This is a genomic window from Oleispirillum naphthae (assembly GCA_027864655.1).
Lineage (GTDB): Bacteria > Pseudomonadota > Alphaproteobacteria > Rhodospirillales > Rhodospirillaceae > Oleispirillum > Oleispirillum naphthae.
Window position 1 is genome coordinate 1 of sequence record JAQAZG010000010.1, and the last position, 25,603, is coordinate 25,603.

At 69.3% G+C, this 25,603-nt stretch carries 25 protein-coding genes; 9 read left to right on the forward strand and 16 right to left on the reverse strand.

Annotated features, from left to right (window positions below; translation table 11 throughout):
- The 6 genes from O7R11_RS11315 to ftsE all read right to left on the reverse strand — a co-directional run.
- The coding region (locus tag O7R11_RS11315) for an MCP four helix bundle domain-containing protein (protein ID WP_476445261.1) at positions 1-711 on the reverse strand (711 nt) is incomplete at its 3' end.
- Between the two features lie 372 nt (positions 712-1,083).
- Positions 1,084-3,402, reverse strand: coding sequence for an adenosylcobalamin-dependent ribonucleoside-diphosphate reductase (locus O7R11_RS11320; protein ID WP_337997630.1), 2,319 nt, complete (start codon positions 3,400-3,402; stop codon positions 1,084-1,086).
- Positions 3,403-3,824: 422 nt separating this feature from the next.
- Positions 3,825-4,550 (reverse strand): lysophospholipid acyltransferase family protein, encoded by a 726-nt coding sequence (locus tag O7R11_RS11325; protein ID WP_337997631.1) that lies wholly within the window; start codon positions 4,548-4,550, stop codon positions 3,825-3,827.
- On the reverse strand, positions 4,547-5,155 hold the full coding sequence (locus O7R11_RS11330) for a YdcF family protein (RefSeq protein WP_337997632.1): 609 nt from the start codon (positions 5,153-5,155) through the stop codon (positions 4,547-4,549). Before O7R11_RS11330 ends, O7R11_RS11325 begins: the two co-directional genes overlap by 4 nt.
- The gene (locus O7R11_RS11335) at positions 5,152-6,048 is read right to left on the reverse strand and encodes a cell division protein FtsX (protein WP_337997633.1); all 897 of its coding nucleotides are present in this window, start codon (positions 6,046-6,048) and stop codon (positions 5,152-5,154) included. The genes O7R11_RS11330 and O7R11_RS11335 overlap by 4 nt, the downstream gene beginning before the upstream one ends.
- On the reverse strand, positions 6,045-6,773 hold the full coding sequence (gene ftsE, locus O7R11_RS11340; RefSeq protein ID WP_337997634.1) for a cell division ATP-binding protein FtsE: 729 nt from the start codon (positions 6,771-6,773) through the stop codon (positions 6,045-6,047). The genes O7R11_RS11335 and ftsE overlap by 4 nt, the downstream gene beginning before the upstream one ends.
- Positions 6,774-6,913: 140 nt before the next feature.
- Here ftsE and O7R11_RS11345 point away from each other — a divergent pair, with 140 nt between their 5' ends.
- Positions 6,914-7,951 carry a DUF3426 domain-containing protein gene (locus tag O7R11_RS11345; RefSeq protein WP_337997635.1) on the forward strand — a complete coding sequence of 346 codons (1,038 nt, stop codon included), beginning with the start codon at positions 6,914-6,916 and terminating at the stop codon, positions 7,949-7,951.
- Between the two features lie 176 nt (positions 7,952-8,127).
- On the opposite strand, the gene lysA is transcribed toward O7R11_RS11345, so the two are convergent.
- The 3 genes from lysA to argH are packed head-to-tail and all read right to left on the reverse strand — an operon-like array spanning position 8,128 to position 10,972.
- Positions 8,128-9,396, reverse strand: a complete 1,269-nt coding sequence (lysA, locus tag O7R11_RS11350; RefSeq protein ID WP_337997636.1) for a diaminopimelate decarboxylase — start codon at positions 9,394-9,396, stop codon at positions 8,128-8,130.
- Positions 9,397-9,407: 11 nt separating this feature from the next.
- Positions 9,408-9,539 carry an LPS translocon maturation chaperone LptM gene (gene lptM, locus O7R11_RS11355; protein ID WP_337997637.1) on the reverse strand — a complete coding sequence of 44 codons (132 nt, stop codon included), beginning with the start codon at positions 9,537-9,539 and terminating at the stop codon, positions 9,408-9,410.
- 11 nt (positions 9,540-9,550) lie between these two features.
- Positions 9,551-10,972, reverse strand: coding sequence for an argininosuccinate lyase (gene argH, locus O7R11_RS11360; protein ID WP_420792991.1), 1,422 nt, complete (start codon positions 10,970-10,972; stop codon positions 9,551-9,553).
- A gap of 46 nt (positions 10,973-11,018) precedes the next feature.
- Here argH and O7R11_RS11365 point away from each other — a divergent pair, with 46 nt between their 5' ends.
- The gene (locus O7R11_RS11365) at positions 11,019-11,699 is read left to right on the forward strand and encodes a TlpA disulfide reductase family protein (RefSeq protein WP_337997639.1); all 681 of its coding nucleotides are present in this window, start codon (positions 11,019-11,021) and stop codon (positions 11,697-11,699) included.
- Positions 11,700-11,987: 288 nt separating this feature from the next.
- Here the strand turns inward: O7R11_RS11365 and O7R11_RS11370 are convergent, their stop codons facing one another.
- From O7R11_RS11370 to O7R11_RS11390, 5 genes are all read right to left on the reverse strand, one after another.
- Positions 11,988-12,698 carry a phosphatase PAP2 family protein gene (locus O7R11_RS11370; RefSeq protein ID WP_337997640.1) on the reverse strand — a complete coding sequence of 237 codons (711 nt, stop codon included), beginning with the start codon at positions 12,696-12,698 and terminating at the stop codon, positions 11,988-11,990.
- Positions 12,695-14,350, reverse strand: coding sequence for an ArnT family glycosyltransferase (locus O7R11_RS11375; protein ID WP_337997641.1), 1,656 nt, complete (start codon positions 14,348-14,350; stop codon positions 12,695-12,697). The genes O7R11_RS11370 and O7R11_RS11375 overlap by 4 nt, the downstream gene beginning before the upstream one ends.
- Positions 14,351-14,383: 33 nt before the next feature.
- A complete protein-coding gene (locus O7R11_RS11380) occupies positions 14,384-15,316 on the reverse strand; it encodes an FAD-binding protein (protein ID WP_337997642.1) in 933 nt (310 codons plus the stop codon).
- Positions 15,317-16,069: an electron transfer flavoprotein subunit beta/FixA family protein gene (locus O7R11_RS11385; RefSeq protein WP_337997643.1), complete on the reverse strand. Its 753-nt coding sequence runs from the start codon at positions 16,067-16,069 to the stop codon at positions 15,317-15,319.
- A 108-nt stretch (positions 16,070-16,177) separates the two neighbouring features.
- Positions 16,178-16,759, reverse strand: coding sequence for a cob(I)yrinic acid a,c-diamide adenosyltransferase (locus O7R11_RS11390; protein ID WP_337997644.1), 582 nt, complete (start codon positions 16,757-16,759; stop codon positions 16,178-16,180).
- Positions 16,760-16,921: 162 nt separating this feature from the next.
- On the opposite strand from O7R11_RS11390, the gene lptG reads away from it, so the two are divergent.
- A complete protein-coding gene (lptG, locus tag O7R11_RS11395) occupies positions 16,922-18,028 on the forward strand; it encodes an LPS export ABC transporter permease LptG (RefSeq protein WP_337997645.1) in 1,107 nt (368 codons plus the stop codon).
- 1 nt (position 18,029) lies between these two features.
- Positions 18,030-19,562: an ArnT family glycosyltransferase gene (locus tag O7R11_RS11400; protein ID WP_337997646.1), complete on the forward strand. Its 1,533-nt coding sequence runs from the start codon at positions 18,030-18,032 to the stop codon at positions 19,560-19,562.
- 206 nt (positions 19,563-19,768) lie between these two features.
- On the opposite strand, the gene O7R11_RS11405 is transcribed toward O7R11_RS11400, so the two are convergent.
- Positions 19,769-20,296 (reverse strand): cupin domain-containing protein, encoded by a 528-nt coding sequence (locus O7R11_RS11405; protein WP_337997647.1) that lies wholly within the window; start codon positions 20,294-20,296, stop codon positions 19,769-19,771.
- Positions 20,297-20,432: 136 nt separating this feature from the next.
- Between O7R11_RS11405 and O7R11_RS11410 the strand changes: the two genes are divergently transcribed.
- Positions 20,433-20,861: a hypothetical protein gene (locus tag O7R11_RS11410; RefSeq protein ID WP_337997648.1), complete on the forward strand. Its 429-nt coding sequence runs from the start codon at positions 20,433-20,435 to the stop codon at positions 20,859-20,861.
- On the opposite strand, the gene O7R11_RS11415 is transcribed toward O7R11_RS11410, so the two are convergent.
- Positions 20,858-21,448, reverse strand: coding sequence for a regulatory protein RecX (locus O7R11_RS11415; RefSeq protein ID WP_337997649.1), 591 nt, complete (start codon positions 21,446-21,448; stop codon positions 20,858-20,860). The two genes, O7R11_RS11410 and O7R11_RS11415, sit on opposite strands and share 4 nt — an antisense overlap.
- A gap of 79 nt (positions 21,449-21,527) precedes the next feature.
- Here O7R11_RS11415 and O7R11_RS11420 point away from each other — a divergent pair, with 79 nt between their 5' ends.
- The 4 genes from O7R11_RS11420 (at position 21,528) to hslO (ending at position 25,556) form a co-directional block, all read left to right on the forward strand.
- On the forward strand, positions 21,528-22,328 hold the full coding sequence (locus O7R11_RS11420) for an ABC transporter permease (protein ID WP_337997650.1): 801 nt from the start codon (positions 21,528-21,530) through the stop codon (positions 22,326-22,328).
- Between the two features lie 185 nt (positions 22,329-22,513).
- Positions 22,514-23,692 carry an aspartate aminotransferase family protein gene (locus O7R11_RS11425; RefSeq protein ID WP_337997651.1) on the forward strand — a complete coding sequence of 393 codons (1,179 nt, stop codon included), beginning with the start codon at positions 22,514-22,516 and terminating at the stop codon, positions 23,690-23,692.
- Positions 23,689-24,645: an ornithine carbamoyltransferase gene (argF, locus tag O7R11_RS11430; protein WP_337997652.1), complete on the forward strand. Its 957-nt coding sequence runs from the start codon at positions 23,689-23,691 to the stop codon at positions 24,643-24,645. Before O7R11_RS11425 ends, argF begins: the two co-directional genes overlap by 4 nt.
- Positions 24,642-25,556, forward strand: coding sequence for an Hsp33 family molecular chaperone HslO (hslO, locus tag O7R11_RS11435; RefSeq protein ID WP_337997653.1), 915 nt, complete (start codon positions 24,642-24,644; stop codon positions 25,554-25,556). The genes argF and hslO overlap by 4 nt, the downstream gene beginning before the upstream one ends.
- Positions 25,557-25,603: the final 47 nt, after the last annotated feature.

The following is a 25,603-nucleotide window of genomic DNA, read 5'->3' on the forward strand; positions in this document are numbered from 1 at the left end:
GAGGCGTCCCGCGGTGAGCGCCTTCAGCGCCTCGATCACCGCGTGAATCGGGTTGACCAGGCTCTTCTTGGAGATCGCCAGGCCGATGCCGATGCCGAGCGCGATGCCCGCCGCCGCGGCCGCGATCATCAGCAGCGACAGGGTGTCGGCTTCTCGGCTCGCCGCCAGGGAGACCTCGTCGCTCTGCTTGTTGAGGCGGGCCACCAGGGCGTTGACCTTTTCCTCCAACGGCCGGGCGATGGTGCGGGATTCCCGGACCGCCGCATAGATCGCCTGTTGCGCCGCGCCGATCTGCAGGTTTTCCTGCTTGCGGGCGACGGCGACCGCCGCGTTCACCTTGTCGAGGTAGACCGCGAAATCCTGCCGGATCGCCTCGATCTCCGCCTTCTGTTCGGCGGGGACGAGGGACAGCATCTTGGCGCTGCGTTCCTCGAACTGACGCGCATCGTTGTTCAGTTTCTGCGTTGCGTCTTCCAGATCGGCGGGATTGGCGGCGAAGCGGTAGGTGGAGCGGCTGATCGCCTCCAGCTGCGCATTCAGGCGGGCGCCGTAGCGGCTCATGTCGCCATAGGTGCCGACCTGTTGCGTGATGCCTTCCATTTCCTGCAGGCCGTAATAACCGACGCCGCTGATGAGAGCGGAGGCCAGGGCGAGCACGCCGATGACGATGCCGATTTTGCCGTTGATCTTGATGTTGTCTATGGAACGCACAGTACATCTCCTTCTCGTTTCTGCCGTGAACGGGCAGCAGCGATTTCGGGGGGTGAGATATGGCGGAGGTCTGCGCAGCCTTCCAACTCGGCGGCATGCTACACTGCTGCTGACTATATTTTGAGTCTTTTCAGATAGATAGCGGCATATATAAGAAACGTCTTAATATAAATGAGCCTGTACTTTCGTATTATTTGAGTCTTTTCATAGGGATAGCGGATATTCACAAGGCCGGAAGGGGGCGGAAAATCCGCCACATGCGTCCTATGCGCGCATTGCCGTCCGGATCGGCAGCACGCCGCTCCCCGGAAAACCACAGGCGGAGTCGCTTTTAGATTGAGAATTCACAAAAGGCGGAGGCGCCGCACTCATCTAGCCGCAGGTGGAATAGCCGCAGTTGAGGCACTTCTTGCAGCCCTCCTGGCGGAACACCGTGGGGGCGTGGCACTTCGGGCAGATCTCGCCCACCGGCGCGCCGGAGTCCGCGGGCGGCAATGCGCCGGAGGGTTCCTCCCCGGTTTCGCCGAGGCCGAGGTCGGCCATGTGGCGGCGCATCACCTCGGCGATCAGGGCGACCACGCCGTTGACGTAGCGTCCCTGCACCCAGGCCCCCTGCGCGCCGCGCACCGTCTTCAGGTCCTCGATGAGGAACGAGGGGTCCTCGGTGCGGCGCATGATCGCCGAGATGGTGATGGTGAGCGCGGAGAGCAGCTCCGCGAACTCGGCGGAGCGCGAGGCGATGAAGATTTCGAAGGGCCTGCGCCCGCCGCCCTCGGTCTCCACGTCGTTGATGGTGACGTAGAAGTTTTCGTCGGTGAGCGGCCACTTGAGCTTGTAGGTGGTGCCGGAGAGCGCCTCGGGCCGCGGCGCGGGGGCGGCGCACGGCGGCGGCTCCTCGCCGCCGCTTCCCTCGGTGCTGAGGATGGGTTTGCGCAGCGGCGACGGGCGGTAGGTGGTGCAGCCCTTGCAGCCGAGCTCGTAGGCCAGCGCATAGACCGCCCTGAAGGCGTCGAAGTCCATCTCCGCCGGGCAGTTGATCGTCTTGCTGATGCTCGCGTCCACATAGCGCTGGCAGACCGCCTGGGTGCGCAGGTGCTCCTCCACCGAAAGCTCGAGCGCGGTGACCATGTAGGAAGGCAGGTCGGCGAGCGGCGCGCTCTCCGGGTCGAGGCCGTTGACCCGGCACCAGGCGAGGAAGCCCGCATCGAGCACCGCGAACTCGCGCTGCGCGCCGTCGGCCTGCAACACCTTGCGGAAATAGCGCCAGCCGAAGGTGGGCTCCAACCCGGAGGAGACGTTGGCGTTGTAGAGCGCGGTGGTGCCGGTGGGGGCGATGGTCAAGAGAACGCCGTTGCGGATGCCGTGCTCGGCGATGGCGTCGCGGATCGGCTGCGGCAGGGCGTGGACGAACGGCCGGTCGAGGAAGGCCTCCTTGTCGAACAGCGGGAAGGGCCCGCGCTCGCGCGCCAGCTCCACCGAGGCGCGGTAGCAGGCGTCGCGCAGCGTCTCCATGATCCGCGCGGTCGCCGCCTCCGCGTCGTCGGAGCCGTAGCGCAGGCCGAGCATCTGAAGCGCGGTGCCGAGGCCCATGATGCCGATGCCGGTGCGCCGCTTCGCCGCCGCCTCGGCGGCCTGCTCCGGCACCGGATAGGGCGTGGTGTCGAGCACGTTGTCGAGGAAGCGCACGCCGATCGCCGCCACTTCCGCCAGGCGCGCGAAGTCGAGGCGCGACTCTTCGGAAAACGGCTCGCGCACCAGCGCGGCGAGGTTGACGCAGCCGAGGTTGCACGCGCCGTTGGGCGGCAGCGGCTGCTCGCCGCAGGGGTTGGTGCAGTGGATGGTCTCGGCATAGGCCAGGTTGTTCGCCGCGTTCACCCGGTCGATGAAGATCACCCCGGGTTCGGCGGCGTCGTAGGTGGCGCGGATGATGCGGTCCCACAGGGCGCGCGCGGGCAGGCGCTCGTAGACGTACCACGGGCGGCCGTCCTTCTCCTTTACCGCGACGATGCGGGCGGGGTCGGCGGGCTTCACCGAGAAGCCGAGGTCCCAGTCCGCATCCGCATCCACCGCGCGCATCAAGGCGTCGGTGACCAGCACGCTGACGTTGAAGTTGCTCAGCCGCCCCGGCTGCCGCTTCGCGGCGATGAAGTCGAGAAGGTCGGGATGGTCGTCGGCGAGCGTGCCCATCATCGCGCCGCGCCGCGTGCCGCCGGACATGATGGTGCCGCACATCGCCTGCCAGATCTCCATGAACGAGATCGGCCCGGAGGCGATGGAGCCGGTCTTGTCCACCAGCGCGCCCTTCGGCCGGATGGTGGAGAAATCGGTGCCGATGCCGCCGCCCTGCTGCATCGTCAGCGCGGCGCGGGTGTTGGCGGCCATGATCCCCGCCATCGAGTCCGGCACCATGTCGTTGACGAAGCAGTTGATCATCGTCACCGCGCGGCCGGTGCCCGCGCCCGCGAGAATGCGCCCGGCGGGGCACCACTCCATCGCGTTCATCGCGGCGGCGGCGCGCGGCGCTTCGGTCTCGGCCTTCGGGTCGGCGGCGTACACTCCGGCGCAGACCCGCGCGTGGGTGTCCGCCGGGGTTTCCTCCATGGACTCGCCGGTGGCGGAGACGGCGCGGTATTTCTCGCGCCAGATCATTTCGGAAATCGCCTGGCGCAGGTCGCCGAAGGAGAAAGGCATGCGGGAAGCTCCGGTGAGGGGAAGGCGCGCTTCCGCGCCGGGCGGACGGGGCGGCGCGGCGGCGATGCCGGAACCCGAACCGGAAATTTTTAGTGAGGAGTTGTCCACAGGTCCAGCGCCATGTGAAACGCCTTGGGATTTCTCGGCTGTTTCGCCGCCTGCGCGCGGTGCGCGCGGCGCGCAGGCCGCCGCCGAGTCGTGCCGCCGCCGCGGCAGGCCGCCGCTGCGGCGGCTTTGTCCGTTGATTTTGAATGATGATTAAGTGGGGTCGCGGCGCCTGCCGGCGATTCGGCGGCGCGGCCCCGGAATTTCCCCCGTGGGCTTGCCGCAAAGCCGGGAAAGCGGCTTCGACTCGCCGCCCGGCCCTATATATCATAAAATACTGATGTACGGTTTTCCGTCCACAGAGTTATCCACATCACTCATTGGGAGGAGAACTGTTTGCGCCCTTCGGACTCGAGCGCGCGGGTCTTGTCCTCGATGCGGCTTTGCAGTTCGTTGAGGAAGGCGCGGCGCTCCATCCCCCGCGGCATCGGCGGCAGGAATTCCACGATGATCGTCCCCGGCCGCTTGAGGAAGGCCTTGCGCGCCCAGAACAGGCCGGAGTTGAGCGCCACCGGCACCACCGGCGCATCCACCGCGGCGGCGAGCATGGCGAGTCCCGGCATGTAGCGGACCGAAGCGCCGGGCGCGGTGCGGGTGCCCTCGGGGAAGATCACGATCTGCCGTCCGGCGTCGAGCGTCGCCTGCGCCTTGGCGAGCAGCAGGTGCATCGACTTCACCCCGGCGGAGCGGTCGAGCGCGATCATCTCCGTCTTGCGCATGTGCCAGCCGACGAAGGGTATGGAGAGCAGTTCCTTCTTCAGTACGTAGACCGCATCCGGCAGGATGCTGTCGAAGAAGAGGGTGTCCCACGCCGACTGGTGCTTCACCGCCAGGATCACCGGCCCCTTGGGCAGGTTCTCGAGGCCGCGCACCTCGTGGCGGATGCCCGCGACCCAACGTGCGATGAACACGATGCCGCCGGTCCACAGGCGCTTGCCCTCGACCATGTAGCGGCGCGGCAGGGGGAGGAGGAGGACCAGCCCGGTACTCAGCAGGATGGTCCAGACGATGTAGAGGATGTTGAAGAAGAACGATCGGATCACGGGAATTCCTCGGAAGTCAGGCCGAACATGTGAACCAGGCTCGCGGCCAGGAACTTGGAGTATTCGCGGGTCATCAGCAGCAGGGTGCCGGGGTACTTCCACCACTGGCCCTGCTTCACCGCGTCGGGGAACACCGGGTGCGGGATGATGCGCACGTCGGGCATGGCGTGCTGCAACTCGAGCAGGCTGCGCTTCATGTGGTATCCGGCGGTGACCAGGCGGATCGAGCGCACCCCCTCTTCGCGGCACCAGGCGGCGGTCTCGAAGGCGTTCTGCACGGTGTTGGTGGCCATGTGGCCGAGGGAGACGCGGCGGCGCAGCTCCGCCGGATAGTCGGTGAGGTTCTGCTGCTCCAGCAGGCGTTCGAGGGTCAGGGTCTCGGCGACGCCGGAGATCAGGAGGCGTCCGGCATAGTCCTCGCGCAGCAGCTTGAGGCCGGTGGCGAGGCGGTCGCTGCCGCCGGTGAGCACGACGATGGCGTCGGTGCGGGTGCGGTTGTCGGAGACCTCGCCGGGCATGGTGGCGACGAAGCGCACCAGCCCCAGCGCCCACAGGGCAAGGGCGATGGCGAAGGCGACCAGGAGGGTGCGTGCGGCGCGTCTCATAGCATCCTGGACAGGGTTCCGAGCACGGTGAGGAAGGCGGAGGCCATGGCGAGCAGGGCGGCGGCCACCGGCACCGCGGCGAGGATCGCCCAGTGCGCGGGGGACAGTCCGATCTCCGCCAGCAGGCCGCCCTCCAGGGTCTTGGCCATGGCGCCGAGGCCGAGCAGCACCGGCGCCGCGAGGGCGAACCCCGCCGCCGCGCCGCCGCCGCCGAGCGTGAGCGCGCGCAGCGCGTACTGCCGCCCGATATAGCCGTCGCGCGCGCCGACCAGATGCAGAATCTCGATGCTCTGGCGGTGGATCGAAAGCCCGGCGCGGGTGGCGAACACCACCGCCGCGGCGGCGGCCAGCGTCACCAGCACCATCACCGCCTTGGCCAGCATCTCGAGCCCGTCGGCGAGGCGCACGACGCGGGCGAGCCAGATGCGGTGGTCGTCCACCGAGGCGCCGGGCACCGCCTTCTTCAGGCGCGCGGCAAGGCCCTCCAGGCTGGGCGGGCTGTCCTCGCTGATCGTCACGTCGATGAGGCGCGGCAGCGGCAGGTCGGCGACCAGACCGGAGTCGCCGAGCCAGGGTTCGATCAGCGCCGCAAGCTCCTGCGCCGAGAGGGGCCGCACCTGGGTGACGCCCGGCGTCTCCTCGAGGATGCGCACCGCCTTTTCGACGCGCTCTCTGGTCAGCTTCGAGGACGGGTCGGACTCCGCGGGCAGCACCTGCACGGTGAGCGTGCCCTTGATGTCGCGGTTCCAGCGCGAGAGCAGGTTGTCCAGCACCAGCGCCCCGGAGAGCGCGAGCGTGGCGAGGAACACCATCATCGCGATCATCGCGGGGAGGAAGGCGGCGGTGGCGTCGTGGTCGAACGGCAGGTCGGCGCGGCGGCGGAAGCGGATCATGGTTCCGCCTCCATCGGGCCGAGGGTGACCAGGCCGCCGCCCTCGAGGTGCAGCCGCGGAAAGCCGAAGCGGCGGATCAGGGGCTCGTTGTGGGTGGCGATCACCACCGTGGTGCCGAGGCGGTTGAGTTCGATGAACAGGTGCATCAGGCGCTGCGCGATGCGGTCGTCCACGTTGCCGGTGGGCTCGTCGGCGAGCAGCAGGTCGGGGCGGTTGATCACCGCGCGGGCGATGGCGATGCGCTGCTTTTCGCCGCCGGAGAGCTCGGGCGGCTTCGCCTTCATCGTCTCGCCCAGGCCGACCCAGTGCAGCAGCTCCGGCACGTGGCGGGCGATCTCGGATTCCTTCACCCCGGCGACGCGCAGCGGCAGGGCCACATTGTCGAGCGTGGTCAGGTGGTCGAGCAGGCGGAAATCCTGAAACACCACGCCGATGCGGCGGCGCACCCGCGGCAGCATGGCGTGCGACATCCGCGTCGCGTCGATGCCGAACATTTCGATGCGGCCGCGCGAGGGCCGCCGCGCCAGGTACATCAGGCTCAACAGCGAGGACTTGCCTGCGCCGGAATCGCCGGTGAGGAAACGGAAGGACCCGGCCTCCAGCACCATCGAGATGTCGCGCAGAATCTCGTTCCCCTGGCCATAGCGCAAACCGACGTTTTCGAGCCGCACGATCGCGGACTCGACAGGGGCGCGGCGGCCAGGCAGGGGGCGTTCGGGTTTCATGGGGCTCACAATGGCACGAGCAAAGGGCGCGGTCCAGCTTCCGCTCGGGCGGTGCGCGTGGGAATGCTTGAGTTCCGGGCGGCACTCCCATATAAGTGAAAAACCGTAGTCCGGCCAATTGCTAAAGAAGGTCTGGCGGCATGATCATCTCCTGCCCCGAGTGCGCGACTAAGTTCTCGATCGCCGATGCGATCCTGGGAACGAAGGGCCGCAAGGTGCGTTGTTTCAAGTGCGGCCATACGTGGCATCAGATGCCGGAAGCCGCCCCCTTCGCACAGCCGCCGGTCTCCGTGGAGCCGATGGGGCCGATGGATGCGATGGAGCTGCCGCCGCGCCGCCCCGCGCCGCCGCCCCTGATGCCGCCGACCGCCACCGTCGGCGCGGGCGACCTGCCGCTCGAATCCGATCCCGTCGGCATGCCGGATATCGCGCCGCCGCCTCCCATGGGCAGCCGCAGCCTGCCGATGGAGGCGGGCCTCGACGTCCCTGCGGCGAAGGCGGACGACGACTTCGACATCCCCACCATCGCGCCGCCGGACGACCCCTCCGCCCTCGCCGGGACGCGCAGCGCCGACGACGCCTCCGCCAACACCATGGACGTGGATTCCCTGCTCGGCGCGCGCGCCGAAGATATCCCCAAGGTGCTCGCCAACCGCATCGAAACCACCGAGAAGAAGGGCATCTGGGGCAAGCTGATCTTCCTCGTCGTGCTGCTCGGCGGCATCGGCGCGGCCCTGTGGTTCGCGCGGGTGCAGATCGTGCAGCGCTTCCCCGGCGCAGCGCCGCTCTACAAGTCGCTCGGCGTGCCGATCGAGGTCCTCGGCGACGGCCTGGAATTCCGCGGCGTCACCTCGGAAATGGTCAAGGAGGGCAAGCTCTCCGTGCTGCTGGTGCGCGGCGTCATCGCCAACGTGGTGAAGGAGGACCGCCCGGTTCCCCTGCTGCGCCTCGTCCTCCTGGACACCGGCGGCAGCACCATCCAGGAAGCCTACGCCAAGCCGCGCAAGGACAGCCTCGAAGGCGGCGCCCAGGTCGGCTTCCAGATCCGTATGGAAGACCCCTCCGCCGCGGCGGTGCGCTACGAGGTCACCTTCGCCGAGGCCCCGGCCGCCAAGTCCGCGATGCAGGAAGAAAAACCTGCCGCCAAGCCGGAAGCCCCGGCCCCGGCCAAGCCGTAAAACCAAAACTTCGCGGAGGGTCGCGGACCCTCCGCACCTCCCCCAAGTTTTTTCGCCGCGTAGCGGCTATCGACCGTCACGCCGCGTGACGGCTCTGCGGCGCTGCGCGCAAAACCCAAAAGTTATGGGGGGGCGGGGGGGCCGAGTCCCCCCGCGACGTTTTGGTTTTCAACCCGTCACAGCCAGTTGGGCAGGGTTTCGAGGGCGAGCATGTCCTCGTAGTCGGGTCTGCGGCGGGTGACGCAGCTTTGGCTGCCCTTGACCAGCACCTCGGGCACCAGGGGGCGTCCGTTGTAGGAGGACGACATCACCGCGCCGTAGGCCCCGGCGGTGCCGAAGGCGACGAGGTCGCCCGCGGCGAGCGGCGGCAGCAGCATGGCGCGGCCGAAGGTGTCGCCGGTCTCGCAGATCGGGCCGACCACGTCCACCGGGGCGATCTCGGCGTCGGGCGCGGGTTCGGCCACCGGGATCACCTCGTGGTGGGCGCTGTACATCGAGGGGCGGATCAGGTCGTTCATCGCCGCATCGACGATGACGAAGGTCTTGGTGCCGGTTTCCTTGACGTAGATCACCTTGGCGACGAGCACGCCCGCGTTGCCCACCAGCATGCGGCCGGGTTCGAACATCAGGGCGCAGCCGAGGCCGCCCAGGGTCTCGCGCACCATCGCGGCATAGGCGGCGGGCGAGGGCGGTTCCTCCCCCGGCGCATAGGGCACGCCGAGGCCGCCGCCGAGGTCGAGGTGGGAGACCGGCACGCCCGCCTCGCGCAGGGCGAGGGTGAGGTCCCGCACCTTGGCGAAGGCCTGGGCGAAGGGCGCAAGCTCGGTGAGCTGCGAGCCGATGTGCACCGCGAGGCCGCGGAAGTCGATGCCCGGCAGTTCGTCGGCATGGCGGCAGACCGCGAGGGCGGAGTCCCAGGCGATGCCGAACTTGTGCTCGGCGGCGCCGGTGGAGATTTTCGCGTGGGTGTGGGCGTCCACGTCGGGGTTGACGCGCACCGCCACCGGCGCGCGCCTGCCCATGCGCACCGCGAGCGCGTTCAGGCTTTCCAGCTCCGGCAGGGATTCGACGTTGATCTGGCGGATGCCGGAGACCAGGGCGAAGGAAAGTTCGCGCCCGGTCTTGCCGACGCCGGAAAACACGATGCGCTCCGCCGGAACCCCGGCGCGCAGGGCGAGGCGCAGCTCGCCCTCGCTCACCACGTCGGCGCCGCAGCCGCGCTGCGCCAGGGTGCGGATCACCGCGAGGCTGGCGTTGGCCTTCACCGCGAAGCAGATCGCGGCATCGAGGCCGTTGTCGGCGATCGCGGCGGCGAACACGTCGTAGTGCCGCGCGAGGGTGGCGGAGGCATAGCAATAGAACGGCGTGCCGACCTCCGCCGCGATGTCGGCGAGCGCCTTGTCCTCGACGAAGAGCCGTCCGTCGCGGTAATGGAAATGGTTCATCGCGGCTGTCCTCAGCGGGTCGGATAGGTGGTGGGGTAGTTGCCGTCGGGCACGTGCTCCGGCGGTCCCTTCTTGCCGCAGGCGGCGGTGGCGAGCAGCGCGGAGAGCAGCGCAGCGGCGATCAGGAAACGGGATTTGGCCATGGCGGTTCCCCTCACAGTCCGAAGCGGGTGCGCGCCGCGGCGCACTGTTCGCGCACCCGCGCGGGCGCGGTGCCGCCGAAGCTCATGCGGCTCGCCGCCGAGCTTTCGACGGTGAGCACGGAATAGACGTCGGCGGTGATCCGCGGTTCGGCCGCCTGCATCGCGGCGAGCGGCAGGTCGGTCAGGCCGCAGCCCGCGGCCTCCGCCGCCTTGACCAGCGCGCCGGTGACGTGGTGCGCCTCGCGGAAGGGCATGCCGAGCGCCCGCACCAGCCAGTCGGCGAGGTCGGTGGCGGTGGCGAAGGCCTTGCCCGCCGCCGCCTTGCACGCCTCGCGGTCCACGGCAAGCTCGGAGATCATGCCGGTCATCGCGGCGAGGCAGAGCGCGAGGGTGTCGAACGCCTCGAAGGTCGGCTCCTTGTCGTCCTGCATGTCCTTGGAGTACGCCAGCGGCAGGCCCTTCATCACGATCAGGAGCGCGTTGAGGTCGGCGATCAGGCGTCCGGCCTTGGCGCGGCACAGCTCCGCCGCATCGGGGTTGCGCTTCTGCGGCATGATCGAGCTGCCGGTGGAAAAGGAATCGGGCAGCCGCACGAAGGCGAACTGCGCCGAGGTCCAGATCACCAGTTCCTCGGCGAGGCGCGACAGGTGCACCCCCGCGATCGCGGCGGCGGCGAGCGCCTCCAGCGCGAAATCGCGGTCGGAGACCGAATCCAGCGAATTGGCGGTGGGCGCGGCAAAACCGAGAGCCGCCGCGGTGTGGAAGCGGTCGATGGGGAACGAGGTTCCGGCCAGCGCGGCGGCGCCGAGCGGGCATTCGCCCGCCCGCTTGCGCGCATCCGCAAAGCGCCCGCGGTCGCGGCCGAACATCTCCACATAGGCCAGCATGTGGTGGCCGAAGGTCACCGGCTGCGCCGTCTGCAAATGGGTGAATCCCGGCATCACCGCATCGGCCTGCGCCTCCGCCTGGGCGAGCAGCGCGCACTGGAGCGCGCGCAGCTGGACGTCCGCGGCGTCCAGCGCGTCGCGCACCCACAGCTTGAAGTCGGTGGCCACTTGGTCGTTGCGCGAGCGCGCGGTGTGCAGCCGCCCGGCGGGCTCGCCGATCAGTTCCTTGAGCCGCGCCTCGACGTTCATGTGAATGTCCTCGAAGGCGACGCGGAAGGGGAAGGCGCCCGCCTCGATTTCCGCGAGGATGGCGTCCAAGCCGGAAACGATGGCGTTTCCGTCGGCTTCGGATATGATGCCGCACGCCGCCAGCATCGCGCAGTGCGCCTTCGACCCCGCGATGTCCTGGCGGTAGAGACGCTTGTCGAAGCCGATCGAGGCGTTGATTTCCTGCATCACGGCGGCGGGGCCGGAAGCGAAGCGCCCGCCCCAGATGCTGCTGGGGGTCTCGGAATCGGAAGTCTGGCTCATGAGCGTCTCTGTAATCTGAGAAAAACGGGTCGCGCGACGAACACCTGGGGAACGCAGAACGATGGACTTGGAGCCTTCCACGCCGCCGGAGAATCCGCAAGCCGAAAACCCGGAGACGGACCGCCGCACGCTGATCAAGGCGATCGCCACGGCGGCGGTGCTCCTCGCCGTCGTCGGCAGCCTCTTCTTGCTGATCCAGCGGCAATTTGCAAGACCCGGAGACGACGAAAAGTACCGCGACGTCGCCGCGGCGCGCGCCCGCGTGATCGATTTCAAGACGCCGCGTCCGGTGCCGCCCAACACCTTCACCCAGCACATCCCGATCGATTCCCGCAGCACCCGGCGGCTCGAAGCCTCGATCGCCGACTTCGCGGGCCGGCCGGTGCTGCTCGCCTTCTGGGCGTCGTGGTGCCGCCCCTGCCGCCCCGAGGTGATCGAACTCGACAAGATGTACGGCGAACTCACCCGCCTCGGCCTCGCCGTGGTGCCGGTGATGACCGCCGACAAGTCGGGGATCGACGGCGCGCGCCACTTCTTCCGCGGCGCGGATGTCGATACCCTGCCGTTCTTCCTCGACCACGGCCAGGAATTCCTCGAAGCGATGGGCGGCCGCGCGCTGCCCAGCCTCTTCTTCATCGACAAGGACGGCCGGGCGCTCGCCTTCGCCAACGACCTCGACCTCCGCCAGCAACCCGCCCAGGACCTGCTGCGCATCTTCGCCAAAACCGGCACCCTGCCCTAAACACCAAAACTTTGCGAGGGGACTCGGTCCCCTCGCGCACCCCATAACTTTAGGTTTTTGCGCGCAGCGCCATAGAGCCATCACGCGGCGTGACGGTTGCCTGCCGCTTACGCGGCGAAAAACCAGTTATGGGGTCTGGGGCCAAGGCCCCAGCGGGGTCCGGGGCACGGAGAACGCCGAAGGCGTTCGTAGGGACGTTGCCGAAGGCAACGGTCCGAGGCGAAGCCGAGGATGAGGAAAATGCCTTGAGCATTTTCCGAACTGCAGCCCCGGCCTGGTTTTCCCCCGTTACCGGTCCACCCGCAACGACCGGCCGTGGCGTTCGAACAGGCGGCGCAGGCCCATGGTGACGGCGAAGCCGAGATAGGCCCCCATGATCACGTCGGAGGGGTAGTGGATGGTGGTGAGCGCGCGGCTGCTGCCGACGAGCACGGCGATGAGGACATAGAGCAGGTTGTAGCGCGGATAGATCAGCATCAGCGCGGTCATCGCCGCGACGATGGTCTGGGTATGGCCGGAGGGGAAGCTGTACATGCCCATGTGGACGCCGAAGGGGTCGAGGCCGTAGAGCCCTTCCTCGAACAGGTAGCGCGGGCGGTAGCGTCCGGCGCAGAACTTGACGATCTGGCCGAGGATGCCCGAGGAGGCCATGGAGACGATGATGAACCAGGCGGAGCGCGCGAGGTTCATGAACTGGTCGTGGGTGGTGGTGGAGCCGGAAAACCCGGCGAGGATGCGCGCGCCGAGCAGCAGCGCGGCGGCGAGCACGTACCACAGGCCGGTGAGGCTGACGTCGGTGAGGACCTTGAAGAAGCCGTAGGTGTTGGGCGGCAGGCGGTTGCGCAGGACGTGGGCGAGCGGCAGGTCGATCCAGGCGATCATCGCCGCGCACAGCAGGCAGACGCCGCAGGTGGCGGCGGTCCAGGGGTGGCGGCGGCAGAAGCGGCCGAAGGCGCGCGCGGCGGCGGCGGCGCGTGCGGCGGCCTCGCGGGGCGTCATGGCCCGCCCTGCAGGCGATAGAGGAAGAGGCGCACCGGCTTGCCCTTGGAGTAGTTGAAGCCGTCCACCTCGGCGCGCGGCGCGGGCGGCGCGATGCCGAGGGCGGCGATGTGCGCGGCGAAGGCTTCTTCGCCGCGCGCCTCGACGATGCCGATGGCGGCGGGATCGGCGGCGAGGGCGTCGGCCACGCCCTCCGGGCCGGTGAGGCGGGTCCCGGTGCCGAGGGCGAACACCATGCTGGGTTCGTGATAGCCGCTGATCGCCACCGCCGCGCCCTCGGGGGCGAGGATGCGCGCCGCCTCGGCGAGGCGCGGCCCCACCCACAGGCGGGAGAGCGCGGGCAGCACCACCTGGAACACCCCGGCGTAGACGGGAATGCAAAGCGCGATGGCGAACACCGCGGCGGGCAGCGGCCTGCCGCGCTGGAAGCGGGCGAGCGGGATGGCGGCGGCGGCGAGCGCGCAGGCGGCGACCGGCACGCTCATCCAGGCGAAGCCGTCGCCGTAGACCACGGGCAGCACCAGGGAAGCGGCGGCGAGCGCCACCCCGACCACCGCCCACAGCACGCCGAGCGCCTTCGCCCAGAGGCGGGAGAACAGGGCGTAGGCGTCCTCCCGCACCGCGAACAGGGCGGCGGCGATGAGCAGGCAGAGCGCCGGATAGACCGGCAGCGGATAGTGCGGCAGCTTGGTCGGCACGATCTCGAACACCAGCCACGAGGGCACTGCCCAGGCGAGGCAGAAGCGCACGCCGGGCTGGGCGCGCTCCTTGAATGCGCGTACCAGCGCGGGGGCGAGCAGCAGCGAGCCGGGCCACAGGGTGGCGAGCGCGATGGCCGCATACAGGCCGGGGAAGCCGCCGTGCGCCTCCTGCCCGCCGATCAGCTTGGGCAGCAGGTCCTTCTGCACCGCCTCGGAGACGAATCCGGTCTGCGGCCCGGCGGCCACGGCGACGAGCCAGGGCACCACCACGGCGAGCGCGATGGGAATGCCGGTGACCGGGCGCAGCGTGCCGAGCCAACGCCAGCGTTTGTCGGCGATGGCGAGCGCGGCGATGGCGAGGATCATCACCATCGGCGGGATCGGCCCCTTCACCAGCATGCCGACGCCGAGCGCCAGCCACATCGCCGCGACCTGCGCCGCGGGCACCGCGGGACCCTTGCGCGCCTGCATGTAGAGCCGCCCGAGCGCGCCCATCGCCGCGGCGACGCAGGCGAGCTGCACCGCGTCGGTCTTCGCCTGGTGCGCCTCCGCCACCAGGATCAGCGAGGAGGCGAGCAGCGCCGCGCCGACGAAGGCGACGCGCCGGTCGAACAGGTATTGACCGAAGCCGAAGGTGAACAGCACCGCGGCGGCGGCGCCGATCAGCGAGGGCAGGCGGTAGGGCCACGCGGCGCCGGACGCGGCGTCGGAGAAGAGGGCGACGGAGGCGGCCTGCGCCCAGTAGATGCCCACCGGCTTCTTGTTGCGCGGGGTGTCCTGGAAGTGGATGGAGACGAAATCGCGGCTCTCCAGCATCTGGCGGGAGGCCTGCATATAGCGGGATTCGTCGCGGTCCAAGGGCGGCACCGCCGCCTGCCCGGGCAGATAGAGGCCGAGGCAGAGCAGCAGCAGCGCGAGATAGGGGCGGAAACCGGTCAGCAGGCGGTGCACCGAGGGGCCCCCTTCATTCTGTCGTCGGGCGGATCAGCGGTTGAGGCAGTCGATCAGCGCGGGCACCGCCTCGAACACGTCGGCGACGAGGCCGTAGTCCGCGACCTGGAAGATCGGGGCCTCGCCGTCCTTGTTGATCGCGACGATGACCTTGGAGTCCTTCATTCCCGCGAGGTGCTGGATCGCGCCCGAGATGCCGACCGCGATGTAGAGGTCCGGCGCCACGATCTTGCCGGTCTGGCCGACCTGCGCATCGTTGGGGATGAAGCCCGCGTCCACCGCGGCGCGGCTTGCCCCCACCGCGCCGCCGAGAATGTCGGCAAGCTGCGAAACCAGGGCGAACGCGCCGTCGGAGCCGATGCCCCGGCCGCCCGCGACGATGACGCGCGCGGAGGTGAGTTCCGGCCGCACCGATTCCGTCACCCGGCGTTCGAGGAACTGCGACAGCCCGGCGTCCGCCACCGCGGCCACCGGCTTCACCGCCGCCGCGCCGCTGCCTGCCGCCGCCTCGAAGGCGGTGGTGCGCACGGTGATCACCTTCTTGGCGTCGGCGGAGCGCACCGTGGCGAGCGCGTTGCCCGCATAGATCGGGCGGACGAAGGTGTCGGGGGAGACCACCGCGACGATGTCGGAGACCTGCTGCACGTCGAGGAGGGCGGCGACGCGCGGCATCACGTTCTTGCCCGCGGCGGTGGCGGCGGCGAGCAGCGCATCGTAGCCCCCGGCCAGCCCGGCGATGAGGTCGGCGAGCGGTTCGGCGAGCGCCTGCTCGAACACCGCGTCGTCGGCGAGCAGCACCGTCTCCACCCCGGGGATGGCGGCGGCGGCCTCGGCCACCGCGGCGCAGCGCGCCCCGGCGACGAGGATGTCCACGCCGCCGCCGAGCTGCCGCGCCGCCTCGGCGGCGGCGAGGGTGGCGGGCTTGAGGTGGCGGTTGTCGTGTTCCGCGATGACCAGGGCGCGCATTCAGAGCACCTTCGCTTCGTTCTTGAGTTTATCGACGAGTTCGGCGACCGAGCCGACGATCACCCCGGCCTTGCGCGTCGGCGGCTCCGCCACCTTGAGCAGGGCGAGGCGCGGCGCGACATCGACGCCGAGGTCCGCGGGCGTGGTGACGTCCAAGGGCTTCTTCTTCGCCTTCATGATGTTGGGCAGCGAGGCGTAGCGCGGCTCGTTCAGGCGCAGATCGGTGGTGAGCACGCAGGGGGTGGCCAGCGAGAGCGTCTCCAGCCCGCCGTCGATCTCGCGGATCACGGTGATGCGGCCCGCCTCGTCCGGCTTCGCGGCGGAGATGAAGGTGCCCTGCGGCAGGCCGAGCAGGGCGGCGAGCATCTGGCCGGTCTGGTTGGAGTCGTCGTCGATCGCCTGCTTGCCCAGCAGAATGACGTCGGGCTTTTCCGTCTTGGCCACCGCGGCGATCAGCTTCGCCACCGCCAGGGGTTCCGTCTCGGTTTCGGTCTTCACCAGGACGGCGCGGTCCGCGCCCATGGCGAGGCCGGTGCGCAACGTGTCCTGCGCCGCCTGCGGCCCGATGCCGATGAGAACCACTTCCGCCGCGTGGCCCTTTTCCTTCCAGCGCACCGCCTCTTCGACCGCGATCTCGTCGAAGGGATTCATCGACATCTTGAGATTCGCCGTATCGACGCCGGAGCCGTCCGGCTTGATCCGGATCTTCACGTTGTAATCGACGACGCGTTTCACCGCGACCAGGACTTTCATCGGCGCACCCTCACCTGATGTTACGCACGCACAGTTCTCCGCGACGGCAGGCTACGCGTTCCCGCCGCGGAAAAAAAGATATTCGTGATCCGCGCGGGGGTCCCCCGCTCAGCGGTTGGCCCCCGGCACCCACAGAATGTCCGCCGCGCCCTTGTCGTTGAGGTAGCGGCCGAGCACGAACAGATGGTCGGAGAGGCGGTTGGCGTATTTCAGCGCCTCGGGGTTGACCGGCTCCTTCTCGATCAGCTCCGAGATTTCGCGCTCGGCGCGGCGGATCACCGAGCGGGCGAGGTGCAGATAGGCCGCGGCGGGCTTGCCGCCGGGCAGGATGAACGACTTGAGCGGCATCAGGTCGGCGTTCATCGCGTCGATTTCCTTTTCCAGGCGCTTCACCTGCTCGGGCTGCATGCGCAGCGCCATCGAGGCGTCCTCGCCTTCCTTGATCGGCGTGCAGAGGTCGGCGCCGAGGTCGAACAGGTCGTTCTGGATGCGCCCCAGCATCGCGTCGGACTCGGCCATCGCCGGGTCGGCGGCGGTGTGCGCCCGCGCCAGGCCGATGATGCCGTTGGCCTCGTCCACGGTGCCGTAGGCGCTGACCCGGAGCGCCCCCTTGTTGACGCGCGTGCCGTCGCCCAAAGAGGTTTTCCCCTTGTCCCCGCCTCGGGTATAAATGCGCGTGAGCTGTACCATGGCTGCCGTGATCCTTTCCTGCCTCGAGGTCGCGCACCGTCTTCCGGCCCTCCCCGAGGCCGCGTGGGGCGGCTCTCCGGATTTCCGGTTGCAATGACGCCTAGATCGTGAAAGCTATGGCGCGACGATGCAAGACGGCAGTGTAACCAACGAGACGCGGGAATGCGACTGTCACCGATCATCAGTTTCTATGTCGCGCGTCATTTCGTGTTGGCGTTCGTGTTCACGCTGCTCGGAATCATCGGCGTCACGCTGCTGTTCGACAGCATCGAGCTGTTGCGCCGCCTGACCAGCAAGGCCGACGTCGGCCTTTCCGTGGTGCTGGAGATGGCGGTGCTCAAGATGCCGCAGATGATGACCACGGTGTTGCCGTTCGCGGTGATGCTGGGCGCGATGATCGCCTTCTGGCGGCTCACCCGCACCCACGAGCTGGTGGTGATCCGCGCCGTCGGGGTTTCGGCGTGGCAGTTCCTCGCGCCGGTCTTGCTGGTCGTCTTCCTGTTCGGGCTGTTCAACCTGTTCGCGATCAACCCGCTCGCCGCCTCGATGTACCGCGAGTACGAGCGCATGGAAGACAGCCTCCAGATGCGCATGGACAACCCGCTCACCTTCTCTTCCGGCGGGCTGTGGATGCGCGAGGCCACCGGCGACGGCGGCCAGGCGGTGATCCACGCGCTCGACGTGCACCAGCGCGAGGGCCGTCTGTTCATGCGCCAGGTGAGCGTGCTCGCCATGGGCAAGGGCGGCGGCTTCGCCTCCCGCTACGAGGCGGCCTCCGGCGCGATCCACGACCGCGTGCTCACCCTCGCCGACGTCTGGGTGCTGAAGGCCGGGGAGCCCTCGCGCCACGTGGCGGAAATCCACCAGCCCACCGCGCTGTCGCTCTCCAAGATCCAGGAGAAGTTCTCCTCCCCCGCCAGCCTGTCGTTCTGGGATCTGCCGGGGTTCATCCGCTTCTTCGAGTCCGCCGGGTTCTCGGCGCACCGCCACCTGCTGCACTGGCATTCGCTCCTGGCCTCGCCGCTGTTGCTCTGCGCCATGGTGTGCGTCGCCGCGGTGTTCTCGCTCAACCCCAACATCCGCAAGGGCGGCCTGCTGTTCCGCGTCATCTCCGGAGTGGCCGTCGGCTTCTCCTTCTATTTCTTCACCCGCATCACCTACGCGCTCGGGCTCTCCAACACCCTGCCGGTGTTCCTTGCCGCCTGGTCGCCGGTGGCGGTGACGCTTTTGATGTCGCTCGCCGTGCTGCTCCACCAGGAGGACGGCTGAGATGACCCCGCGCGACGCCGCGGCAGCATCCCGCGAGCCGGGCCGGGGCCTCGTCCTCTTCGCGGTGGCCGCGGTGACGCTGTGGCGCATCGCCGAACTCGCCGCCTCGCCGCTGTCGCTCTCCTTCGACGAGGCGCAGTACTGGTCGTGGTCGCTCACCCCGGCGTTCGGCTATTTCTCCAAGCCGCCGGTGGTCGCCTGGGCGATCGCCGTCACCACCGCGCTGTTCGGCGACGGGGAATGGGCGGTGCGCCTCGGCTCGCCCTTGGCCCACGCGGGCACCGCGCTCGCGCTGTTCGCGCTGGGGCGGCGGCTGTGGGGCGGGCGCGTCGGCTTCTTCGCCGCGGTGCTCTTCCTCACCCTGCCGGGGGTGTCGCTCTCCGCGCTCCTCATCTCCACCGATCCCTTCCTGATGTGCGCCTGGGGCTGGGGCCTCGCCGCGCTCGCCGCCGCGCTCGACGATGAGGAGGAGGGCAGGCCCGCCCTTGCCGCCTGGATAGGCCTCGGCGTCGCGCTCGGCCTCGGCATGCTCGCCAAGTACGCGATGATCGCCTTTCCGCTGTCCGCCGCGCTCGCCTTCGCCTGCGTGCCCGCCTGGCGCGGCCTGTGGCGCAAACCCGGGCCGTGGATCGCGCTCGCCCTCGGCGCGCTGATCTTCGCCCCCAACGTCGCGTGGAACGCCGCCAACCACTTCGTCAGCTTCGCCCACACCCGCGCCAACGCCCACCTCGACGCGGGCGGCCTCCACCCGCTCAAGGCGCTCGCCTTCCTCGGCGGGCAGTTCGGGGTGTTCGGGCCGATCCCCTTCGCCGCGCTGCTCGGCCTCGCCGTCCTGCTTTTCCGCCGCCGCCCCGACGCCGCCACGGCGGAGGGCCGCCGCACCATCCTGATGGCCGCCTTCGCCCTGCCGCTGCTCGCGATCATGACCGTGGAGGGCTTCCTCTCCCGCGCCAACGCCAACTGGGCTGCCCCCGCCTACGTCGCGGGCAGCCTGTGGGTCGCCGCCGCGCTCTCCCGCCGCGACATCTGGCTGCGCCTCGCCATCGGCGTGCACCTCCTCGCCGCGCTCGCCATGGTCAACTATGACGCCCTGGCCCGCACCGCCGGGGTGCAGCTCTCCGCCAAGACCGACCCGATGAAGCGCCTGCGCGGCTGGGATCGCATGGGCATGGCGCTCGCCGACGCGCTCGGCCCGGCGCGCACCGACGGCGCGGTGCTCGCCTTCGACGAACGCAAGATCCTCACGCCGATGCTCTACTACCTGCCGCAGCCGCAGCCGCCGCTCGCCAAATGGAACGCCGACGGCCACATCGACGACCACTACGACCTCACCGCCGACCTCAAGAACTTCAAGGGCCGCGAGGTCTGGCTCGCCACCCGCCGCGCCGACGTCGCCGACTACGCCGCCGGATTCACCGGCCCGGTCTCCGGCCCGGTCACCCTCTCGGTGCCGATCCACAGGGATTACACCCTGACCCTGAACCTCTTCCGCATGGGCCGCTTCACCGGCTATCCGCCCGCGGCGGGGAAGTAAAAACCAGGCCAGGGGCGCTGCCCCTGGCCCCCGCAAGGGGTCGCAGACCCCTTGACCCCCCTAACTTGTTTTTGCCGCGCAGCGGCCATCAACCGTCACGCGGCGTGATGGTTCTATGGCGCTACGCGCAAAAACCAAAAGTTATGGGGAGCGCGAGGGGTCCAAGATCCCTCGTAAAGTTTTTTCTTTTCCTGAGTTTTCCCTTGCTACCCCCGCGCCACCGGGTCGGCGGGGGTGAGGGTTGCGATCATTTCGGCGAACTCCGGCCATTCCGCGGTGAGGCTGGCGCGGTCGCCGTGTTCGTAGTCGGCGAATTCGAAGCCCGGCGAGACGGTGCATCCCATCAGGGCGAAGCGGCCGCCGGGTTTGAGGCGGGCGCCCTGCCAGGTGCCGTGCGGCACCAGGGACTGCGGGCGTTCCCCGGCGGCGATGCCGGAGCCGAGGCGGACGATTTCGCCTTTTCCTCCAGGGGTTAGGCGAAGCTGCTCGACGGCGTCGCCGAGGTAGAAGTGGAAGATTTCGTCCGAGCGCACGCGGTGCATGGCGGAGAGGGTCTGCGGCGTGAGCAGGTAGTAGATGGCGGTTCCGGCGCAGCGCGGGCCGCCGTAGGCCTGGCTGAGCGCGGGATCGGCGAGGATTTGCGCGGCGCGCCAGGTTTCGCGGAAGTATCCGCCCTCGCTGGGGTGGGGGATCAATCCCAGTTCGGTGATCAGTGCGTCAATCAAGGGGTCCATGCGTCTCGCGAGGGTTGTGAAGAAACGTTGAATAATTGTAAAAGTTACGTAATATAGTATACGACTCGGCGCGGAATCGCGTCAACCTTCGCCCGAGGCAAGGAACTTTTCGCGGCATTCATGAAAAGGGTCGCGCATGTGGTTCGGTTTTCTGAAGCGGGATGATGCATCAGTCGCGGTCTCCGAGCCGATGGACATTCCGTGGGAGAAGAACGACAAGGGCCGTTTTTGGAAACTCTTGATGGTCCGGCCCTCAACTCTTGGGATTGCCGGCCGTGGCGGCGTTGCGGCGTTCTTCCACCGCGGGGTGAAGCCCGGCTGGGTGTTCGTCTGCGCCACCGACGATCTCGGCGCGCTGCTGGACGCGGCGCAGGACGACAAGGGCATCATGGATTACGAGGCGCGCGGCGGGGTGTATGTCACCTGGTCGTTCGTCAAGCCGGAGTTCCGCGAGGGCGTGGCGCGGCATCTGCGCGACGTGCTGCGGCCCGAGGTCGCGGACAGCGGCCTCGACGGCCACCGCGCCTATGCGGTGGAAGCGGTTCCGGTGAATCCGCCGAACTAGGACATTTCTTCTTCCAGGGCTTCCGCATCCGGCGCGTCGATGACCCGCCGCGCGGTGTCGTAGTCGAAACCGGCGCGCCCGAGCGCCGCGAGGTCCTTGTCGCGCCTGTCCTGCCGCTCCGCCGCGGCGCGGAAGGGGCCGAGGCGGCGGCGGCGCGCCAGGGTGAGGGCGGCGGCGAGGGTGAGGTCGCGGTTCTCGCCTTCCTCTTCCGAAAGGGTGGCGAGCGCCGCCTCCGCGTCTTCCGCGCCCACCCCGGCGGCGGCGAGGCGGCGGCGGATCGCCGCGGGCGGCGTGCCGCGGGCATAGAGGCCGCGCGCCTTGCTCCGCGCGGTGCGCGCGTCGTCGATGTAGCCGAGGCGCAGCATCTTGGCGACCGCGGCGTCGATCCAGGCCTGGGCGGCCTCCGTATCCACCTCCGCCTGGGGATGGGCCGCGGCGCGGCGCACCTTGTTTTGCAGCACGCGGCGCAGGTGGGCGGCGGTGCCGTCGAAGCGTTGCAGGTAGTAGAGCGCCGCGTTTTCCAGCGAGGCGGCGGTGATGCGGCGCAGCGCGGCGCGGCGGCTTTTCGGCGGCTGGGTTGCGGACATGCGGCGATCATAGCACTTGAGACGCGGGCGCGGCGATGTCATATGGTTGGCCCGAGACGCAGAAGAAACGACGGACGCGATGACACCGCATTTTCCCGAACGCATGACCCCGCTGGGGCCGATCAACTGGATCGGCTTCTACACCCTGTTCGCCAAGGAGGTGCGGCGCTTCCTCAAGGTGTGGCTGCAGACGGTGGCCGCGCCGGTGATCAGCACCCTGATCTTCATGGCGATCTTCGCCCTGTCGCTCGGCCGCACCGGGCGGGTGATGGGCGGCGTGCCGTTCGAGCAGTTCCTGCTGCCCGGCCTGGTGATGATGACGGTGATCCAGAACGCCTTCGCCAACACCTCGTCGTCGCTGGTGATCTCCAAGGTGCAGGGCAGCATCGTCGATATCCTGATGCCGCCGCTGTCGCCGTGGGAACTGGCGCTCGCCTATGTCGGCGGCGGCGCGGTGCGCGGCATGCTGGTCGGCGTGGCGGTGGGGGCGATCCTCCTGGCGTTCACCCCGGTGCCGTTGCACGCGCCCGCGACCGCGCTCGCCTTCATGCTGGAGGGCTCGGTGATGCTCTCGACGATCGGCGTGCTCACCGGCATCTGGGCGGAGAAGTTCGACCAGTCCACGGTGATCACCAACTTCGTGGTGACGCCGCTTTCCTTCCTCTCCGGCACCTTCTATTCCATCGACCACCTGCCCGCGGCGCTGCACTGGGTGGCCGTGATCAACCCGTTCTACTACCTGATCGACGGCTTCCGTTCCGGGTTTCTCGGCGGCGGGGCGCACGGTCTGCCGGTGCTGGCGGCGCTGACCGCGGCCAACCTCGCGCTGCTCTGGTGGGCGCAGCATCTCTTCCGCATCGGCTACAAGCTGAAGGCGTGAAAAGCCGCTGAAAGAGCTTGACGCCGTACCCGGAGCCCCCTTCTAATAGGCGCTTTCTAAAAAAGAGACCGGGCGGACCATCGCCCGGCCCGTCCGGATTCCAGGCGGTGGACGGACCCACCGCCTGAAGTGTTTTCGAAATCCGCGTCCCGGCAGCGCCGGGCGCCTGCGCTGGAGGAGTTGACGTGATCCCGTCCGTGATGCCGACTTATGCGCGGCTCGACGTCGTGTTCGAGCATGGGGAAGGTCCCTGGCTTGTGGCGACCGACGGGCGACGATTCCTCGACTTCGCCGCGGGCATCGCGGTGTGCTCCCTCGGGCACTGCCACCCGGTGGCGGTGGAAGCCCTGAAGGCGCAGGCGGAAAAGCTCTGGCATTGTTCCAACCTCTACCGCATCGCGGGGCAGGAGGAACTGGCGCAGCGGCTGACCGAGACCACCTTCGCCGACACCGTGTTCTTCGGCAACTCCGGCGCCGAGGCGGTGGAATGCGCGATCAAGGTGGCGCGGCACTTCCAGTTCGACCAGGGACGGCCGGAGCGCTACCGCATCGTGGTGATGACGCACGCCTTCCACGGCCGCACGCTCGCCACCGTGGCGGCGGGCGACCAGGCCAAGGGCAAGCACGGCTTCGGGCCGCAGATGGACGGCTTCGACCGCGTGCCGTTCGGCGATATCGACGCGGCCAAGGCGGCGGTCGGGGCGGAGACCGCGGCGATCCTGCTGGAGCCGGTGCAGGGCGAGGGCGGCATGGTCGCCGCCGACTTCGCCTATCTGCGCGCGCTGCGCAAGCTCGCCGACGAGAACGGCCTGCTGCTTTTGTTCGACGAGGTGCAGTGCGGCGTCGGCCGTACCGGCAGGCTCTTCGCCCACGAGTGGTCGGGCGTCGCCCCGGATGTGATGGCGGTGGCCAAGGGCCTGGGCGGCGGCTTCCCGGTCGGGGCGTGCCTCGCCACCGAGCGGGCCGCTGCGGGCATGGTCGCGGGCACCCACGGTTCCACCTTCGGCGGCAACCCGCTGGCGATGGCCGCGGCCAACGCGGTGTACGGCGTGATCGCCGCGCCGGGCTTTCTCGACCGCGTCAACGCGGTGGCCGGGGTGCTGCGCCGCGCGCTCGCCGACCGGGTGCAGCGCTACCCCGACATCTTCGAGGAGATCCGCGGTCTCGGCCTGATGGCCGGGCTGAAATGCCGGGTCGCCAACACCGATCTGGTCGATCGCCTGTTCGCGGAAGGGCTGCTCGCCGTTCCCGCGGGCGACAACACGTTGCGTTTCGTGCCCCCTCTGATCATCGACGAGGGGCATGTCGAGGCCGCCATGGCGAAGCTCGACCGGGTCTGCGAGGCGTGGAGCGAAAAGTCATGAAAACCACTTCCCCCCGGGCCGTAGCGCCGTCACGGACGGCGCCGCCCCGGCATTTCCTCGACCTCGCGGAGATCGACGCGGGCACCCTGCGGCGGATGATCAACCTCGCCGCCCACTACCGCGAAGGCGCCGCCCCCGAGGCGCTGCGCCATCCGCTCGCCGGCAGGACGCTGGCGATGATCTTCGAGAAGCCCTCCACCCGCACCCGCGTCTCCTTCCAGGTCGGCATGCAGCAGCTCGGCGGCGAAGTGGTGGTGCTGAGCCACCAGGACACCCAGCTCGGCCGCGGCGAGACCATCGCCGATGCGGCGCGGGTGCTGTCGCGCTACGTCGATATCCTGATGATCCGCACCTTCGACCCGGCCACCCTGCACGAACTGGCGGACCACGCCTCGGTGCCGGTGATCAACGGCCTGACCGACGAGACCCACCCCTGCCAGGTGATGGCCGACATCGCCACCTTCGAGCAGCATCTCGGCCCGATCGAGGGCAAGGTGGTGACCTGGACCGGCGACGGCAACAACGTCGCGCAGTCGTGGATCGAGGCGGCCCCGAAGTTCGGCTTCGAGATGCGCCTCGCCTGTCCCGAGGGGCTGGAGCCGAATGCGGAGATCGTCGCCGCGGCGCGCAAGGCGGGCGGCAGCATCGTCCTCGGCTCCGACCCCGAGGCGCTGGTGGACGGCGCGGACTGCGTCGTCACCGACACCTGGCTTTCGATGCACGACACCGACACCGACCGCTCCAACCTGCTGATGCCCTACCAGGTCAACCGCCGCCTGATGAGCCGCGCCAAGCCCACGGCGCTGTTCATGCACTGCCTGCCCGCGCACCGCAACGAAGAGGTCACCGACGAGGTGATGGACGGTCCGCAGTCGGTGGTGTGGGACGAGGCGGAAAACCGCCTGCACGCGCAGAAGGCGATCATGGTCTGGTGCATGGGCAAGATTTCATGATCGATGCGGCGCGCAGCATGGATCTCGTGCTGCCGTTCACCGTCGGCGGCGGGGCGTTCCGCGGGTGCCTGGTGCGCCTTTCCGCCGCCGCCGACGCCGCGATTGCGGGCCACGCGCCGCACCCCGCGGTCGGCCGCCTCGCCGGTGAGGCGCTGGCGCTCGCCGCGGCGCTGGGGTCCAGCCTCAAGTTCGACGGCGTGATCACCGTGCAGACCGCCTCCGACGGGCCGGTCCCGCGCATCGTCGCCGACATGACCTCCGCGGGCGGCATCCGCGCCAGCCTGGCGGTGGATGAAACCCGGCTCGCCGCGCTGCTGCGGGCGGCGGCGGAGCCCGCCTTCGCCGCGCTTGCCGGGCACGGCCGGATGGCGATCACCATCGACCAGGGCGAGCACACCGACCGTTACCAGGGCATCGTGGCGTTGCAGGGGGCCTCCCTGGCGGAGACCGCGGCCGCCTATTTCCGCCAGTCGGAACAGATCGACACCGCGCTCACCCTCGCCGCCGCGCCGCCCGCGGACGGTTTCGGCTGGCGCGCCGGGGGCATCCTGCTGCAGCGCCTGCCCACCGACGGGGCGGCGCTCTCCGCCGACGAGGAGGCGGACGCCTGGGAGACCGCGCGCATCCTCCACGCGAGCCTCACCGCGCACGAACTCCTCGACCCGGCGCTGCCCGCGGCCGAGGTGCTGCGCCGCCTGTTCCACGCTTCGGGGCTTGCGGTCTATGCGGGCTCCGAGGTGCGCTTTTCCTGCCGCTGTTCGCGTGGCCGCCTCGCCGCGGTGCTCGCCGCGCTGCCGCCCGCCGACCTCGCCGCTGCGGCGAAGGACGGCGTGATCGAGGTCACCTGCGATTTCTGCAAGACGCGCTATACCTTCGACCCGGCGGCGATCGAGTCCGATAAACCCGCTTGATCGGACGCCCCGCTGCGGGCACCCTGAACCCCGGTATCGCTTCGAGG

Excerpts from the sequence above, each read along its gene's own strand:
- O7R11_RS11400 (WP_337997646.1), top strand. The coding sequence starts at position 18,030 with ATGACCCCGCGCGACGCCGCGGCAGCATCCCGCGAGCCGGGCCGGGGC.
- O7R11_RS11345 (WP_337997635.1), top strand. The coding sequence starts at position 6,914 with ATGATCATCTCCTGCCCCGAGTGCGCGACTAAGTTCTCGATCGCCGAT.
- ftsE (WP_337997634.1), bottom strand. The coding sequence starts at position 6,773 with ATGAAACCCGAACGCCCCCTGCCTGGCCGCCGCGCCCCTGTCGAGTCC.
- O7R11_RS11380 (WP_337997642.1), bottom strand. The coding sequence starts at position 15,316 with ATGCGCGCCCTGGTCATCGCGGAACACGACAACCGCCACCTCAAGCCC.
- lysA (WP_337997636.1), bottom strand. The coding sequence starts at position 9,396 with ATGAACCATTTCCATTACCGCGACGGACGGCTCTTCGTCGAGGACAAG.
- O7R11_RS11415 (WP_337997649.1), bottom strand. The coding sequence starts at position 21,448 with ATGTCCGCAACCCAGCCGCCGAAAAGCCGCCGCGCCGCGCTGCGCCGC.
- O7R11_RS11320 (WP_337997630.1), bottom strand. The coding sequence starts at position 3,402 with ATGCCTTTCTCCTTCGGCGACCTGCGCCAGGCGATTTCCGAAATGATC.
- O7R11_RS11370 (WP_337997640.1), bottom strand. The coding sequence starts at position 12,698 with ATGACGCCCCGCGAGGCCGCCGCACGCGCCGCCGCCGCCGCGCGCGCC.
- O7R11_RS11405 (WP_337997647.1), bottom strand. The coding sequence starts at position 20,296 with ATGGACCCCTTGATTGACGCACTGATCACCGAACTGGGATTGATCCCC.
- O7R11_RS11390 (WP_337997644.1), bottom strand. The coding sequence starts at position 16,759 with ATGGTACAGCTCACGCGCATTTATACCCGAGGCGGGGACAAGGGGAAA.
- O7R11_RS11335 (WP_337997633.1), bottom strand. The coding sequence starts at position 6,048 with ATGATCCGCTTCCGCCGCCGCGCCGACCTGCCGTTCGACCACGACGCC.
- O7R11_RS11410 (WP_337997648.1), top strand. The coding sequence starts at position 20,433 with ATGTGGTTCGGTTTTCTGAAGCGGGATGATGCATCAGTCGCGGTCTCC.
- O7R11_RS11385 (WP_337997643.1), bottom strand. The coding sequence starts at position 16,069 with ATGAAAGTCCTGGTCGCGGTGAAACGCGTCGTCGATTACAACGTGAAG.
- argF (WP_337997652.1), top strand. The coding sequence starts at position 23,689 with ATGAAAACCACTTCCCCCCGGGCCGTAGCGCCGTCACGGACGGCGCCG.
- O7R11_RS11420 (WP_337997650.1), top strand. The coding sequence starts at position 21,528 with ATGACACCGCATTTTCCCGAACGCATGACCCCGCTGGGGCCGATCAAC.
- O7R11_RS11330 (WP_337997632.1), bottom strand. The coding sequence starts at position 5,155 with ATGAGACGCGCCGCACGCACCCTCCTGGTCGCCTTCGCCATCGCCCTT.
- hslO (WP_337997653.1), top strand. The coding sequence starts at position 24,642 with ATGATCGATGCGGCGCGCAGCATGGATCTCGTGCTGCCGTTCACCGTC.
- lptG (WP_337997645.1), top strand. The coding sequence starts at position 16,922 with ATGCGACTGTCACCGATCATCAGTTTCTATGTCGCGCGTCATTTCGTG.
- O7R11_RS11365 (WP_337997639.1), top strand. The coding sequence starts at position 11,019 with ATGGACTTGGAGCCTTCCACGCCGCCGGAGAATCCGCAAGCCGAAAAC.
- lptM (WP_337997637.1), bottom strand. The coding sequence starts at position 9,539 with ATGGCCAAATCCCGTTTCCTGATCGCCGCTGCGCTGCTCTCCGCGCTG.